At 42.0% G+C, this 12,796-nt stretch carries 16 protein-coding genes and 1 pseudogene; 3 read left to right on the forward strand and 14 right to left on the reverse strand.

Annotation, left to right across the window (positions count from 1 at the left end; genetic code table 11):
• Positions 1–5 precede the first annotated feature (5 nt).
• The 3 genes from Q7P97_RS07655 to spoVG form a co-directional block, all read right to left on the reverse strand.
• Entirely contained in the window at positions 6–965 is a 960-nt protein-coding gene (locus Q7P97_RS07655) for a ribose-phosphate diphosphokinase (protein WP_085427757.1), read from the reverse strand.
• Between the two features lie 27 nt (positions 966–992).
• On the reverse strand, positions 993–2,351 hold the full coding sequence (gene glmU, locus Q7P97_RS07660) for a bifunctional UDP-N-acetylglucosamine diphosphorylase/glucosamine-1-phosphate N-acetyltransferase GlmU (protein ID WP_303968640.1): 1,359 nt from the start codon (positions 2,349–2,351) through the stop codon (positions 993–995).
• Positions 2,352–3,069: 718 nt separating this feature from the next.
• Positions 3,070–3,357 carry a septation regulator SpoVG gene (gene spoVG / locus Q7P97_RS07665; protein WP_085427755.1) on the reverse strand — a complete coding sequence of 96 codons (288 nt, stop codon included), beginning with the start codon at positions 3,355–3,357 and terminating at the stop codon, positions 3,070–3,072.
• Between the two features lie 292 nt (positions 3,358–3,649).
• Between spoVG and Q7P97_RS07670 the strand changes: the two genes are divergently transcribed.
• The gene (locus tag Q7P97_RS07670; protein WP_303968641.1) at positions 3,650–4,591 is read left to right on the forward strand and encodes an IS30 family transposase; all 942 of its coding nucleotides are present in this window, start codon (positions 3,650–3,652) and stop codon (positions 4,589–4,591) included.
• 74 nt (positions 4,592–4,665) lie between these two features.
• On the opposite strand, the gene Q7P97_RS07675 is transcribed toward Q7P97_RS07670, so the two are convergent.
• From Q7P97_RS07675 to Q7P97_RS07705, 7 genes are all read right to left on the reverse strand, one after another.
• Entirely contained in the window at positions 4,666–5,040 is a 375-nt protein-coding gene (locus tag Q7P97_RS07675) for a RidA family protein (protein ID WP_303968642.1), read from the reverse strand.
• A complete protein-coding gene (purR, locus tag Q7P97_RS07680; RefSeq protein ID WP_303968643.1) occupies positions 5,028–5,870 on the reverse strand; it encodes a pur operon repressor in 843 nt (280 codons plus the stop codon). The genes Q7P97_RS07675 and purR overlap by 13 nt, the downstream gene beginning before the upstream one ends.
• Positions 5,871–5,928: 58 nt before the next feature.
• Positions 5,929–6,795: a 4-(cytidine 5'-diphospho)-2-C-methyl-D-erythritol kinase gene (ispE, locus tag Q7P97_RS07685; RefSeq protein ID WP_303968644.1), complete on the reverse strand. Its 867-nt coding sequence runs from the start codon at positions 6,793–6,795 to the stop codon at positions 5,929–5,931.
• A 185-nt stretch (positions 6,796–6,980) separates the two neighbouring features.
• The gene (locus Q7P97_RS07690) at positions 6,981–7,331 is read right to left on the reverse strand and encodes a DUF2200 domain-containing protein (RefSeq protein WP_303968645.1); all 351 of its coding nucleotides are present in this window, start codon (positions 7,329–7,331) and stop codon (positions 6,981–6,983) included.
• Between the two features lie 14 nt (positions 7,332–7,345).
• Positions 7,346–8,413: an NAD(P)H-dependent flavin oxidoreductase gene (locus tag Q7P97_RS07695; RefSeq protein ID WP_303968646.1), complete on the reverse strand. Its 1,068-nt coding sequence runs from the start codon at positions 8,411–8,413 to the stop codon at positions 7,346–7,348.
• Between the two features lie 24 nt (positions 8,414–8,437).
• Positions 8,438–8,641: a hypothetical protein gene (locus tag Q7P97_RS07700; protein ID WP_303968647.1), complete on the reverse strand. Its 204-nt coding sequence runs from the start codon at positions 8,639–8,641 to the stop codon at positions 8,438–8,440.
• A 166-nt stretch (positions 8,642–8,807) separates the two neighbouring features.
• Positions 8,808–9,854 carry an S-layer homology domain-containing protein gene (locus Q7P97_RS07705; protein ID WP_303968648.1) on the reverse strand — a complete coding sequence of 349 codons (1,047 nt, stop codon included), beginning with the start codon at positions 9,852–9,854 and terminating at the stop codon, positions 8,808–8,810.
• Between the two features lie 324 nt (positions 9,855–10,178).
• On the opposite strand from Q7P97_RS07705, the pseudogene Q7P97_RS07710 reads away from it, so the two are divergent.
• Positions 10,179–10,250 (forward strand): annotated as a pseudogene (locus tag Q7P97_RS07710) (lytic polysaccharide monooxygenase); the annotation flags it as partial.
• A 3-nt stretch (positions 10,251–10,253) separates the two neighbouring features.
• Complete coding sequence (locus Q7P97_RS07715) at positions 10,254–10,529, forward strand: carbohydrate-binding protein (protein WP_303968649.1); 276 nt, start codon at positions 10,254–10,256, stop codon at positions 10,527–10,529.
• Positions 10,530–10,616: 87 nt separating this feature from the next.
• Here Q7P97_RS07715 and Q7P97_RS07720 read toward each other — a convergent pair whose 3' ends face one another.
• From Q7P97_RS07720 to rnmV, 4 genes are all read right to left on the reverse strand, one after another.
• Positions 10,617–10,790 carry a small, acid-soluble spore protein, alpha/beta type gene (locus tag Q7P97_RS07720; protein WP_085427746.1) on the reverse strand — a complete coding sequence of 58 codons (174 nt, stop codon included), beginning with the start codon at positions 10,788–10,790 and terminating at the stop codon, positions 10,617–10,619.
• Positions 10,791–10,929: 139 nt separating this feature from the next.
• The gene (veg, locus tag Q7P97_RS07725) at positions 10,930–11,196 is read right to left on the reverse strand and encodes a biofilm formation stimulator Veg (RefSeq protein ID WP_029054863.1); all 267 of its coding nucleotides are present in this window, start codon (positions 11,194–11,196) and stop codon (positions 10,930–10,932) included.
• Positions 11,197–11,339: 143 nt separating this feature from the next.
• Entirely contained in the window at positions 11,340–12,233 is an 894-nt protein-coding gene (gene rsmA / locus Q7P97_RS07730; protein ID WP_303968650.1) for a 16S rRNA (adenine(1518)-N(6)/adenine(1519)-N(6))-dimethyltransferase RsmA, read from the reverse strand.
• A complete protein-coding gene (rnmV, locus tag Q7P97_RS07735) occupies positions 12,226–12,792 on the reverse strand; it encodes a ribonuclease M5 (protein ID WP_303968651.1) in 567 nt (188 codons plus the stop codon). The genes rsmA and rnmV overlap by 8 nt, the downstream gene beginning before the upstream one ends.
• Between the last annotated feature and the right edge of the window lie 4 nt (positions 12,793–12,796).

Consider the following 12,796-nt stretch of genomic DNA (forward strand, 5'->3'; position numbering starts at 1 on the left):
TGTCATCACTCAAATAATGTACTTACAGATTTGTTCTCAAACACACGTATAATTGCAGATGCCAATAGTGGCGCAATAGATAGCTGTTTGATCTTTGGAGATTGTTTACTTTCCGGCAATTTAATAGAATTCGTAATCACTAATTGCTTGATTTGAGAATTATTAATGCGCTCAATCGCTGGTCCGGATAAAACAGGGTGTGAACAACAAGCATACACTTCTTTGGCTCCACTTTCAATTAAGGCGCTCGCAGCAATAGTGATAGTACCGGCTGTATCGATAATATCATCGATCAATATCGCGGTCTTTCCTTCTACATTGCCAACGATATTCATGACCTCCGCTACGTTCGGACGTGGACGACGCTTATCAATAATCGCAATTGGCGCTTTCATACGATCAGCCATTTTACGCGCACGTGTTACACCGCCGTGGTCAGGTGAAACGATAACCAAGTCATCGCCGCCTAGTCCTTCGCTCTGGAAGTACTCAGTTAAGATCGGTTCTGCAATCAAGTGATCGATTGGAATGTCGAAGAAACCTTGAATTTGTGGTGCATGCAGGTCTACTGCAATTACGCGGTCAGCTCCTGCTTTTTCTAGTAAGTTCGCAACTAATTTAGCCGTGATAGGTTCACGTGAACTCGCTTTACGGTCTTGGCGTGCATAGCCGTAATATGGCATTACCACGTTAATCGTACGCGCAGAAGCACGCATTAAGGCATCTAGCATAATGAGAAGCTCCATGAGATTATCGTTGACCGGATTAGAAGTGGATTGAATAACAAATACTTCACAGCCACGGATGCTTTCATCGATATTGATTTGGATTTCTCCGTCACTAAAACGTTTGACTGAGAGTTTGCCGAGCGGAAGCCCGATTTGCTCTGCTACTTCTTGTGCAAGTGGTTCATTCGCAGTTAAAGAAAAGATTTTCAGTTTGTCGTTTGGATAATGATTTGCCATGATGGCCCTCCTGTTGGTTGGGTAAGATTAGTTTTTTACGTATCCTTCTTTATTCTCTTGCCGAACGCGTGCAATTGCAAGTGAATTTTCAGGGACATTTTTTGTGACTGTGGATCCCGCTGCCACAATCGCATTCTTTCCTATCGTCACTGGTGCGACTAAATTGGCATTGCATCCAATGAATGCATAATCTTCTATCTCTGTCTTATGTTTGTTTTTACCATCGTAATTCACTGTAATCGTACCACAGCCAACGTTAACATTCTTGCCTATTTCCGTATCTCCTATATAGCTGAGGTGTGAAACTTTACTATCGTCACCAAGTCGTGATTTTTTCACCTCGACAAAGTTTCCAACTTTCACATGATCACCGAGCTGTGTTTCAGGACGCAAGTGGGCAAATGGCCCAACTGCCGTCTCATTGCCTATAGCGCTATCACGGACAACTGAAGAATGAACTGTCGTGTGGTCGCCCACCGTACTATTTTGAATGTGACTGTTCGGACCAATGACACATTGTGAACCGATCTTCGTAGCGCCTTCAATGAGTACGCCAGGTTGAATAATCGTGTCACGTCCAATTTCAGCTTCTGAACTGATCACTGTTTGCTCAGGACTGATGATTGTGACGCCATTGCGCATATGCTTCTCCGCTATCAGTTGACGCATGCCTTTTTCAGCCTTCGCTAAAGCTACACGATCATTGACACCTAGCGTTTCATGGAAGTCTGGAGTCGTGTAAGCTGAAATTCTCTGCCCTTCAGATTTCAAGATTCCCAATACGTCTGGAAGATAATATTCGTCTTGTGCGTTATCGTTGTTCACTTTCTTCAGCGTGTCGAATAGCACACGGTTATCAAAGCAATACGTACCTGTGTTGATTTCCTTGACGAGACGTTCTCCATCATTTGTATCTTTATGTTCGACGTTCCGCACTACGTCGCCGTTCTCTGCGCGGATGATTCGACCATATCCCGTCGGATCATCTGCAATTGCAGTAAGTATCGTTGCTTTCGCTTCTGTTTCGTGATGGTGTGCAAGGAGTGCTGCCATCGTTTCCGTGCTGATTAGGGGTGTATCACCGCAGACGACGAGTGTGGTGCCGTCAAGATCTGCAAGTACGGCCTCCGCTTGTTGCACGGCATGGGCAGTGCCTAGTTGTTCTGCCTGCAGGGCGTATTCACTTTTGTCGCCCAATGTCTGCTCTACCATTTCAGCGCCGTGACCGACAATCGTGACAATCCGATCTGCTTGAAGATCACGAATATGATCGATCACATGCTCCACCATCGGCTTGCCACAGACTGGATGAAGTACTTTGTAAAGATCCGACTTCATTCGCGTGCCCTGTCCTGCTGCTAGGACGATCGCATATGTGTTTTCCATCTGTCAGCCTCCATCCTTATTTGATAAATTCATAATTGACTATATCGGAAATGACTGACTTTTTCAAGCATATCCCCTTGACAATTACATAGGTTTATTTTATGATTATTAATCTTTTTGCGAATATATCGGTATAGGAATAAAAGTTTTAACCAAAGTGTCATTGAAATGGAGAATTACGTTTTGAGTACAAGGGGATTGAAGCTCCAGCTGGGGACGCTTTCCGGTGGGCGTGGCTTGAGCCGCTTCCTCCGCTTTCAGCTCCGTCCAGGGTCTCAAGGCGCACGCTGATCCACTCGGAGTCGCCCCAGCTTCCGCTTCAATCCTACATAGATAGCGGAAGGATATAGATCACTCACTAGCGGTAATGTGTAATTTATTGTTGTCTTTTAACTTGTTTAAGTTCAAGTACATAAAAATACAAACCTAACTTCTATGGACAATAATAAGTATTATCTACTTACAATGCAGGGATTTTCGTTGCGAGCGGCGACTCCCGATGGATCAGCTCGAAAGGAGAGACAACCAAAAGGGAGCTTGCGACCTGGTTGGCTCACCGAGAGCCCATGGGAAAGCGTCCGCTCGCAACGAAAATCCCATCCCCTATCCCATTTCTAGCTTTTCCATTACTATTTCAAAACAACAAAAAGGCCATCTACTCGAATAGATGGCCTTTTTGTGGATACGACATATGGAAACGCTGTCTTACTTTATAAAATTATAGAACAGCCTCTTGCAATTCCCCTTGCTGCTCGCCTACTTGATGATATGCTGCCAGGATGGACTCCTGTACCTTTGTTCGTGCATCCGAGTTAATCGGATGCGCCACATCGCGGAACTCCCCATCCGGTGTGCGCTTGCTCGGCATGGCCACGAATAATCCGTCATTCCCCTCGATGACTCGGATATCATGGATGACAAACTGATCGTTAAGCGTAATGGAAGCAATCGCTCTCATTCTGCCTTCCGTGTCTACCTTGCGTAATCTCACATCTGTGATCTCCATTTTCCCCACTCCCTTGTTGTCTACTGACACTGAACGTATTCTAGGTTAGTTGGCATAATTACATTTTAACCATAATACTTGTGCTGATTCTATAATACTAGTTTTCCCATCAAATGAAAATAGAATTTTTGTGAATTTTTAAATTTTTGTATAATACTTCAAAAGGCAGGCTACTTTTAGCCTAATTATTATATTGTAGATTATCATATTAAGTCGAACGGTAGATAAATAAAAATAGCTCAATCGGGTACACATTAGTTAACGCCAATCAACTAATAAAGGAGTGCTCCCGATGAGCTATACACACATTTTACCACGGGAACGTGTTTTAATCGAAGAATATACGATTGCCAATAAGACTCTTGGTTATATCGCACGTCAGCTAAAGAGAAGTAAAAGTACGATTCACTATGAAATACAGCGTGTTTCTCCTTATAATGCGCTTCAAGCGAAAGTAGACTATGATAGTAAGCGTGAAAACTGCGGCTGTAAACGTCAGGTAAACCTTGAAGATATTACGCACATTCTAGATCACTTGAAGAAAGGCTGGTCACCTGAAATGATTGTAGGCCGATATGAAAAAGAGACTGGAAAGCCTTTCTCTATAAGCGTTTCAAGTATTTATCGTTACGCTGCTGCGGGATTATTTCGATTATCTCAAAAGCTTCTCATTCGTAAAGGCAAGAAACTGAAAAATAATGAACAAGAGACGCGTGGAAAGATGCCCGAGTTGAAAAAGATTCATACGCGTCAGGCCCCTAGAAATGAAATCGGACATTGGGAAGTAGATACAGTGATCGGTAAAGCGCATAAAAGCCAAATTCTTACGCTTACAGAACGAACGAGTCGTTTTACCATTGTTCAAAAGTTGGCATCCAAGACGGCAATTGAAACAGCTAAAGAGATTATATCTCTTCTGAAACACCTGCCTAAGAAGCTGGTGAAGTCCATTACAGCGGATAGAGGAAAGGAGTTTCATATGTGGGTCGAGGTGGAGAAAGGTCTAGAGCTCCCCTTCTACTTCTCAGATCCTGGTGTTCCCGGCCAGCGTGGTACCAATGAAAATACAAATGGTCGAATACGACGTACGTATCCAAAGGGTACAGACTTTAGTAAGTTGACACAAAATGAGATCATAGAGTTCTTGTTACAATTCAATCAAGTCCCTAGAAAAGTACTTAATTTCAATACGCCCTTTGAGGTATTCATGAGTTATCTGAAGCGTTCGACTTGAATTGACAATTTACATATTATAAAGAAAAAAATCCGCTATGATCTTAAGTAGATCATAGCGGATTTCAATTTCCATTATTTACAAATTGCGATAGCTTCTATTTCCACTCGTACGTCTTTCGGAAGTCGTGCTACCTCCACTGTCGAACGAGCCGGTTTATGCTCACCGAAGTGTTCTTCATAAACGGCGTTTAACGCTCCGAATTCATTCATATCCTGAATGAATACTGTCGTTTTGATGACTTGTTGTAAGCTTGAACCCGCTTCTTCAAGTACTTTTTTTAGGTTATGAAGAACTTGATTCGTTTGTTCTTCGATTCCGCCGCTTATTACTTCCCCAGCAAGAGTCAGAGGAATTTGTCCAGATGTGTACACTACTCCGTTCACTTTTACTGCTTGTGAATACGGTCCAATTGCTTGTGGAGCTTGTTCTGTTTTTACGTATTCCATAACTCATTACCACCTCTCGTGAAATAATTTCCTTCTTCCAGCTCAATCTTACGGTGTTTTTCGTCGACCGCATGCAGTTTTACCAATGAAAGATAATCATCTACTAGAACTTCTTCGAGATGTTCAGCTTCCACCAAAACAGCCACTCCACCAAGTTCACAGTTAAATTCTTCAAGCAGGCTCTTCATACCTTGCATCGTGCCGCCTACTTTCATAAAATCATCTGTCAACAACACTTTCTGACCGCTCTGCATACTTCTCTTCGATAGCACCATCGTCTGGATCCTGCGCGCAGAACCCGAAACGTAATTAATGCTGACAGTAGAACCTTCCGTCACTTTGCTATCTCTTCGAACGACGATGACAGGTACGTTCAAATGCCGTGCAATCGCGTGGGCGATAGGAATGCCCTTTGTCGCAACTGTCATAATTGCATCGATTTCTTTATCATAGAAAGCTGTCGCAATCACTTTGCCTATTCGATCGAGAAACCTGGGATTGCCCAACAGATCAGTCATATACAAATAGCCACCTGGAAGTAGTCGATCTGACTTTCCAAGTTCATTCATTAATGAGTGAATGACTTCCTTTATCTCCTCACGACTGACTAACGGTATATATTTTATACCGCCAGCAGCACCTGATATCGTGATTAAACGACCCGTACCGCTTTCTTCAAATGTCTCTTTCAAAATACCAAGATCTTCACTAATTGAGGACTTGGCGGCTGAATACCGGTTCGAAAAAAACGTCAAAGAAATGAGAGTGTGTGGATTTTCCAGCAAATGACGCGTCATATCGACAAGCCTTTCACTTCTTTTCCATTTCATATAATACCGACTCCTAAATCCGAATGATTTATAAGTAGACTATCATAATCGTCCGGTATTAATCAACTACAATACGTTCACCAAGCATACGTACGGCATGTACATCCTGGCAGAACCCTTTCAAGGCATTGACGATTCTTGGTACACGCGATTCATGCTTCACTAATCCAAAGACCGTCGGACCGCTACCGCTCATTAAAACAGCATCTGCCCCAAAACGCTCCATTTGTTCTTTAAGTATGACAACCTCTTCATGGAGGCCCATCGTTACGGGCTCCAGTACATTTCCTAGCGAAGCACACATCTTGTCATAATCACTTGCCTGCAAAGCTTCCATCATACGCTCCGTTTGGGGATGCGAAATGGAAGACAAGTCCAACTGACCATAAATATTGCCTGTCGATACGCCGATTGTCGGCTTCGCCAGCACCACCCAGCAATTAGGTGGAGCTGGTAGATGAGTGATATCTTCTCCACGTCCCCTTGCAATAGCCGTGCCACCGTATACGCAGAACGAGACGTCTGAGCCAATTTCGGAACCAAGCACTGCTAATTGATCAAGTGATAGCCCCAGATTCCACAGCCGATTCAATCCACGAAGAGCTGCAGCTGCATCTGAGCTACCACCTGCCAGTCCGGCGGCAATCGGTATATTCTTATCCAGAGTAATTTCAACTCCATAATCCAAGCTATAGCGCTTACGCAATAAATCCGCTGCCTGATACGCCAAGTTTTTGCGATCATTCGGCACAAATCGATGAGACGATTTAATTGTAATGGCATGATCCGTCGTAGGACGAAGCCATATACGGTCTGCCAAATCAACCGTTGTCATAATCATTTCGACATCATGATAGCCATCCGGTCTTTTGCTTAACACATCTAATGTTAAGTTGATTTTCGCAGGCGCCTTTTCGTAAATCATGATAAAAGCTCCCTCCCCACAGCATTGTTCTTGCTCATATATTACCACAGAATGAATAGAACATAGGAGGATTAATAAAAAAAAGAACCGCAAACAAATCCACGGTTCTTTACTCTAATTTTGATAGGACAGTCATGAGACATTTGCTTTACTACAGCTGGATTGTTCGGTTAGAACTTCAGTTCTTATTGACGCAAAATCTTTTCCATCGATTTCCCTTTTGCCAACTCGTCGATTAACTTATCCAAATAACGAATTTCTCGCATCGTCGGCTCTTCAATTTCCTCTACTCTAATACCGCATATGACACCTTTAATCAACGTCCGAGAAGGGTTCAACTGAGGAGCCTCAGAAAAGAAGGTCTCAAAGTTTGTTTGTTTTTCAATTAATGCTTCCAACTGTTGTTGGTTATATCCCGTCAACCAATGAATGATTTCATCGACCTCCGACTTTGTACGTCCTTTTCTCTCTACCTTTTTAATATACAATGGATATACACTCGCGAAACTCATTGTATAGATTTTATGTTTAACCATCTTCCACCCTCCTATCATCTATTGCGTATGATCTTCTCTACTTGGGAAACGATTTCCGTTAGTAAGTCCGCAACAGGTTGCTTCTTACTCAAACAAGGCGATTGTCCACTCCAAAGATGTATCCATTCAGGACGATTTTGCTTAGCGGCCTCATTACGAATTCCTGTCGTTAATGTATTCATTATAGGATAATCGGGCAGACTATCTTCATAAGGCTTCATTTTCGCTATAAATTCATTCTGAATGCCTCTAGCAGGCTTACCGCTAAATACCGATGTGATGACAGTTTGATCTTCCGTACTATGTAAAATGGCGTCGATGTGCTGTTGTTTTGCGCCACTTTCAATAGCCGTTACAAAAGCCGTCCCCATTTGAACAGCTTGCGCACCAAGTGTAAGGGCTGCCAAAACGCCCCTTCCGTCCATTATTCCTCCGGCTGCAATAACGGGAATTTGTACTGCGTCCGCAGCTTGCGGTACAAGCGACATCGTTCCGATCATGGAATCATCGAAACGTCCCGAAAACGTACCTCGATGCCCACCCGCTTCACTACCTTGCATGACGACCATATCCACACCCGACTGTTCATTGATAATTGCCTCTTTCACTGTCGTAGCAGTCCCTATGACGAGGATGTTATCTGCTTTTAGTCGTTCGACTATGTCGTTAGTCGGAACACCAAACGTGAAGCTACAAACTGCTATTTTTTCTTGTATAATAACTTCTACTTGCTGTTCAAAGTTTGCTGTAGATATCTTTTTCACTTCTGGCTCTGAAACATGTAACTCTTCACGATATGGTCGTAATAAATCATTAGCCTTCTTGATCTTTTCATCGGATATATCAGACGTCTCAGGAATAAATAAATTGACGCCAAAAGGCTGATCCGTTAATTTCTTAATCTGTTTAATCGTTGCTTTCATGTCTTCTGCTTTCATATAGCCCGCGCCCAGTGTACCTAAACCACCTGCATTGGACACAGCCACTACCAGTTCTGGTGTGGTCGTACCGCCAGCCATTCCTGCTTGTATGATGGGGTATGTGATACCCATCTGTTTTGTTGAGTCATTTTCATTCCACACCTTTACTAACCTCCGATCAAAAGATTATATAGTAGTTTTAGTGTTTTTCTCCTCTTCACGTCTGATCCATATTTTATTTCCCAACGAATAACCTATTAAAGCAGCGACTACCATAAGCGCAATAGATATAAACGAATTCAGTTCTGGAAAAAACAACCCTTTGATGAAGCTGATCATACCGACAAAGATCCCCGCAAATAGCGCTCGTCCTAAATTGCCTTTCTTCACCACTTCTCCTCCTACCATTTCGGGCAACTAAAACATCCCCGAGAATTCTAATACGTTTAATGACTTCTCACTCTAGCATAACGTAAATTATAAAAGTTTGAGGTTCTTTGTGTAATAGAAAAAAGTTACAAAGAGATTTCACTTTGTAACTCCAATAAACAACCGGTTACTCTAACATTGAATGCGGCAAATACACTAAATTAGCGGCGGTACTTACATCGTCATCATTCACTGTAAGAATTACTACGTATCCGGTCTTATCCCATCCTGAATTGAATGTAGTTTCATTATCTGTGTCCGAGTAATAGTCTGCACCGAACTCACGTTGCGCCTGTTCGTTTAATTCATTATATATTGCAAACATCTCATCTGAAGTATGGTAGTAGTCTTCGCCACCCATGAAGTCATAACTTATGAACTGCAACTTATTATTTTCAAAGTAGTAAATTAAATCTGTATAGAAATTATACTTTGTAGTCCGGTAGATTAATAATCGTTTATTTCCTTCACGTAAATTGGACAGCAATATCGCCGGTGACTTTGATTCGACATTCATTACTTGTGCAGGGTCCATTCCAAAATGAATACCCCTCGTTACCATGACGGGCGGTACAGGTCGGAATGCGGGATCCATAGCTCTTGCTACGAATGCAGCAATATGTGAACGAGTCAGTGTTTCATTCGGTTTAAACGTGCCGTCGGGATAGCCTGAGGTAATATTTTCAAAAGCTAGCTTACGCACCGCATTATACGCAGTCGAACCCTTCGGTACGTCCTTAAATCGAATATCTTTTTCTTTCGTCAGTTTAAACGCATTCGCAATGAATGCAGCCATATGTCCACGCGTTACTTTTTGCGTCGGTTTAAATGTACCATCGGGATAACCGTTTATAATTCCCGCTTTCACCGCAGAGTTGATATAGCCAGATGAGTATCTGCTGGCGGGAACATCTTTAAATTTCGTTTTTGTTTTCTTTCCATCAAGCCCTGTCGCTTTAGCCACCATAATTGCTACTTCTTCACGTGTCACTTTATCGTTTAACCCAAAACGCGCAGTAGGTTCAATCACTTTGTTTTCCAGCAAATACATAATAGCAGTATAGTTAGGGTGAGTTTTCGGAACATCTGTAAATACTTTAGTAGAAGCATGTGTTGTAGGAGCTGACGATAGTGTCAAAACAAGTAGTAAAATTACTATAAAAATCTTTTTCATACGTATTAGTCCCCTTTTCCCATAATATGTACTGACTATATCACGTTAATTAAGTAATAAGATAAAAATGTTAAAACATGTTGTTTTACTACACAAACGTACTAAATTCGCTACCTATATACACCTAGTTCATACACATAAATACATAAAGTACTATTCTCCAAAGACTTCAATGCTATATCACTACTGAATAAGTAACAGATAGTCAGAATAAAATATTAAATTTGTGCTGTACAACACAACGTTAAAAATATAATTAAGCATAATTTCTTATTTTGTCGTCAATTAAACGTCGGATTTCTGTATATATAGACATCTTGTAACATACCTGAACGGACCGGTTATCATGTAATTCTAGCCGTTTGGAACATTGGCGATACAAAGAATGCTTTCTACAACGTGATTGATGCTGATTTCGGAGGTAAACAAGCCCAACCAACTGAGCCCGACAATACTGTAGACATGATACCTCTAACGCCAAGTAAACCAAGCTCGGCACCTAAAACGCAGCCAAAGCCCGATCAGGACAAACCTACTCAACCCGCGGTCAAATGGGATCAAGGTATTGTCTATGTAGAGGGAGACCAGGCAAGATTTGAAGGCAGCTTATACGAAGCGAAGTGGTGGACACGTGCGAATGTTCCAAGTGACAGTGTACAGTGGAAGCGTAAGTAGTTTACTATAAAAAAAGAACCGCAAAGCAATTACGCCTTTGCAGTTCTATCTGTCAGCCTGTTTTGGATTCTACGGACATTGGTTGGATTATTTCTTTTCCTCCACTTGTCTACTTGCCATTTCAATTGCATGTTTTACCATGTTTCCTGCATCACGTGAGCGAATACCGCCCCAGCCTTCTTTCTGAACAACGTCATAGAAGCCAAGCTCTTTCGCGATTTCTACTTTCAATTGATCTGACATGACGCCTTTTCTCGCCATTTAGTTTCCTCCTTTTCGGCTGACTTACGTAATATGAGCCATTCAGAGAAAATTACACTTCATTTATACAAAACAATAAAAAATCCGCCAGAGCTTCTTGGCGGATTCACTAGGAAATAAATTAAAATAGCATGATAAATTACTTGATGATAAAAGCTGTTTGATCCGAACCATCAAGTACTGTTATTTCAACCGCTTCGGTTAAAATATCAGCATAGCTGTAAGAAACTCTTTCAAACGCATTGTCATCCTGATCCAGCTCTACTACGAAAACGGCACGATACGTATCGCGCAACACTCCAGCATGTTCGATCGTCTTCTTACGACCACCATTTGCTTTCAAGTGAAGACGTTTCCCTAAATGAGCGTCCAGTGACTTTTTAATGTCTGCTAATGTTTTTGGCATGTTACTTACACCTCACTAAATATAAGCATAACACTTTTACATGCGTTTGTCAACAAAATTTTTATTTTAACAGTTTGTCTATGCCTTTGTCAATTACTTTATGATGAAATTCACTATTTTTTCATATGAAATTGTCATTAATTTTATTCCGATTTTATCTTGCCAAAGTGAGGGTATAGTGCATTGGCCAGTTTGATGAACTCTGCAATCGATAATGTTTCCCCTCTTCTGATCGGATCTATACCAGATTGTTCAAATGCTTGTTGAATCAATTCCTTTTTTTCTTTCCCTTCAGGTAGCGACGCTTGAAGATTGTTCCACAGCGTCTTGCGGCGATGCAAGAACGATCCTTGTGTGACAGTGAACAAGAAGTCTTCATCCGCTACAGGAGCGTGTGCTTCTTCTCTGCGCGTCAAACTAAGTACAGCTGACTCCACATTCGGTTGCGGAATGAATACCGTCTTCGGGACAATCATAGACACTTCTGCGTCCATATAGTACTGAACAGCGATTGATAACGAACCATAGGCCTTCGTGCTAGGCACTGCCGTTATTCGATCAGCTACTTCTTTTTGCATCATAATAACAAGCTGACTAACACGGGCTTTTTCCATCAAGAATTTCATAATGATCGGCGTTGTAATATAATACGGTAAATTGGCGACAACTACGATGTCTTCATAATCTGCAAATTGTTCTTCAATTACTTGATGAATGTCTGCTTTTAATACGTCTTGATGAATGACCGTGACATTCGAATAAGGTGACATCGTATCTTCGAGTACAGGTAACAGTCGACCGTCTATTTCAAATGCCACAACCTTACCTGCCTGCCGCGCGAGATGCTCTGTTAACGCACCGATTCCTGGTCCCACTTCAATAACCCCTGTATCTTTCGTGATCGCTGCATGCGAGACGATGTTATGCAGTACGTTTGAATCCACTAAGAAATTTTGACCTAAACTCTTCTTGAATGAAAAACCATGCTTTTGTAAGATTTCTTTCGTTCTCGCTGGCGTTGCTATGTCTTTATACATCAGTTGTCATTTCCTCCTCGTCAAGAACTTGTATCGCTTCATTTAATGTGGCGATAGAAATTCGGAACATCTCCAGTCGTTTCTTCAATCCTTTGCCGTTTACCTGTCCTATATGCAGTAATTCTGACAAACGTTCTCTGCGCTTTCTCGAATCACTGTGACCGATCAATCTTGCCTCTAATAATACAGCCATCGGTATCTCTTCTATTGTATGCTCGCTCACTGTATAAACAGAAGCCAATGCTTGACGAATCGCATCATCATTCGCATGTTCAATCCCTAAGCCACGGCCATTTTTTGCTATAGTTTCTTTCTTCGGTAAAAACGCATGTTTAACATCAGGGATTTGTTCTTCAATTATGGCCCGAATACGTCGTCCAGGAAAGTCTGGGTCAGTGAAGACGATGACCCCACGTGTCTGTTGTGCATGACGTATCCGCTCGATCGTCTTGTCCGAGATTGCCGAACCATTCGTTTCAATCGTATCTGCTCCTGTTGCACGTTTCACAGCCACTGTGTCAGACTTTCCTTCAACTACGACTACTTCTTCTATATTCACAACA

Origin of the sequence: Sporosarcina ureae, from assembly GCF_029267015.1 — a bacterium.
GTDB lineage: Bacteria > Bacillota > Bacilli > Bacillales_A > Planococcaceae > Sporosarcina > Sporosarcina ureae_D.

Coding starts and splice junctions, on each gene's coding strand:
- Q7P97_RS07655 (WP_085427757.1), bottom strand. CDS start 965: ATGGCAAATCATTATCCAAACGACAAACTGAAAATCTTTTCTTTAACT.
- glmU (WP_303968640.1), bottom strand. CDS start 2,351: ATGGAAAACACATATGCGATCGTCCTAGCAGCAGGACAGGGCACGCGA.
- spoVG (WP_085427755.1), bottom strand. CDS start 3,357: ATGGAGATCACAGATGTGAGATTACGCAAGGTAGACACGGAAGGCAGA.
- Q7P97_RS07670 (WP_303968641.1), top strand. CDS start 3,650: ATGAGCTATACACACATTTTACCACGGGAACGTGTTTTAATCGAAGAA.
- Q7P97_RS07675 (WP_303968642.1), bottom strand. CDS start 5,040: ATGGAATACGTAAAAACAGAACAAGCTCCACAAGCAATTGGACCGTAT.
- purR (WP_303968643.1), bottom strand. CDS start 5,870: ATGAAATGGAAAAGAAGTGAAAGGCTTGTCGATATGACGCGTCATTTG.
- ispE (WP_303968644.1), bottom strand. CDS start 6,795: ATGATTTACGAAAAGGCGCCTGCGAAAATCAACTTAACATTAGATGTG.
- Q7P97_RS07690 (WP_303968645.1), bottom strand. CDS start 7,331: ATGGTTAAACATAAAATCTATACAATGAGTTTCGCGAGTGTATATCCA.
- Q7P97_RS07705 (WP_303968648.1), bottom strand. CDS start 9,854: ATGAAAAAGATTTTTATAGTAATTTTACTACTTGTTTTGACACTATCG.
- Q7P97_RS07720 (WP_085427746.1), bottom strand. CDS start 10,790: ATGGCGAGAAAAGGCGTCATGTCAGATCAATTGAAAGTAGAAATCGCG.
- veg (WP_029054863.1), bottom strand. CDS start 11,196: ATGCCAAAAACATTAGCAGACATTAAAAAGTCACTGGACGCTCATTTA.
- rsmA (WP_303968650.1), bottom strand. CDS start 12,233: ATGTATAAAGACATAGCAACGCCAGCGAGAACGAAAGAAATCTTACAA.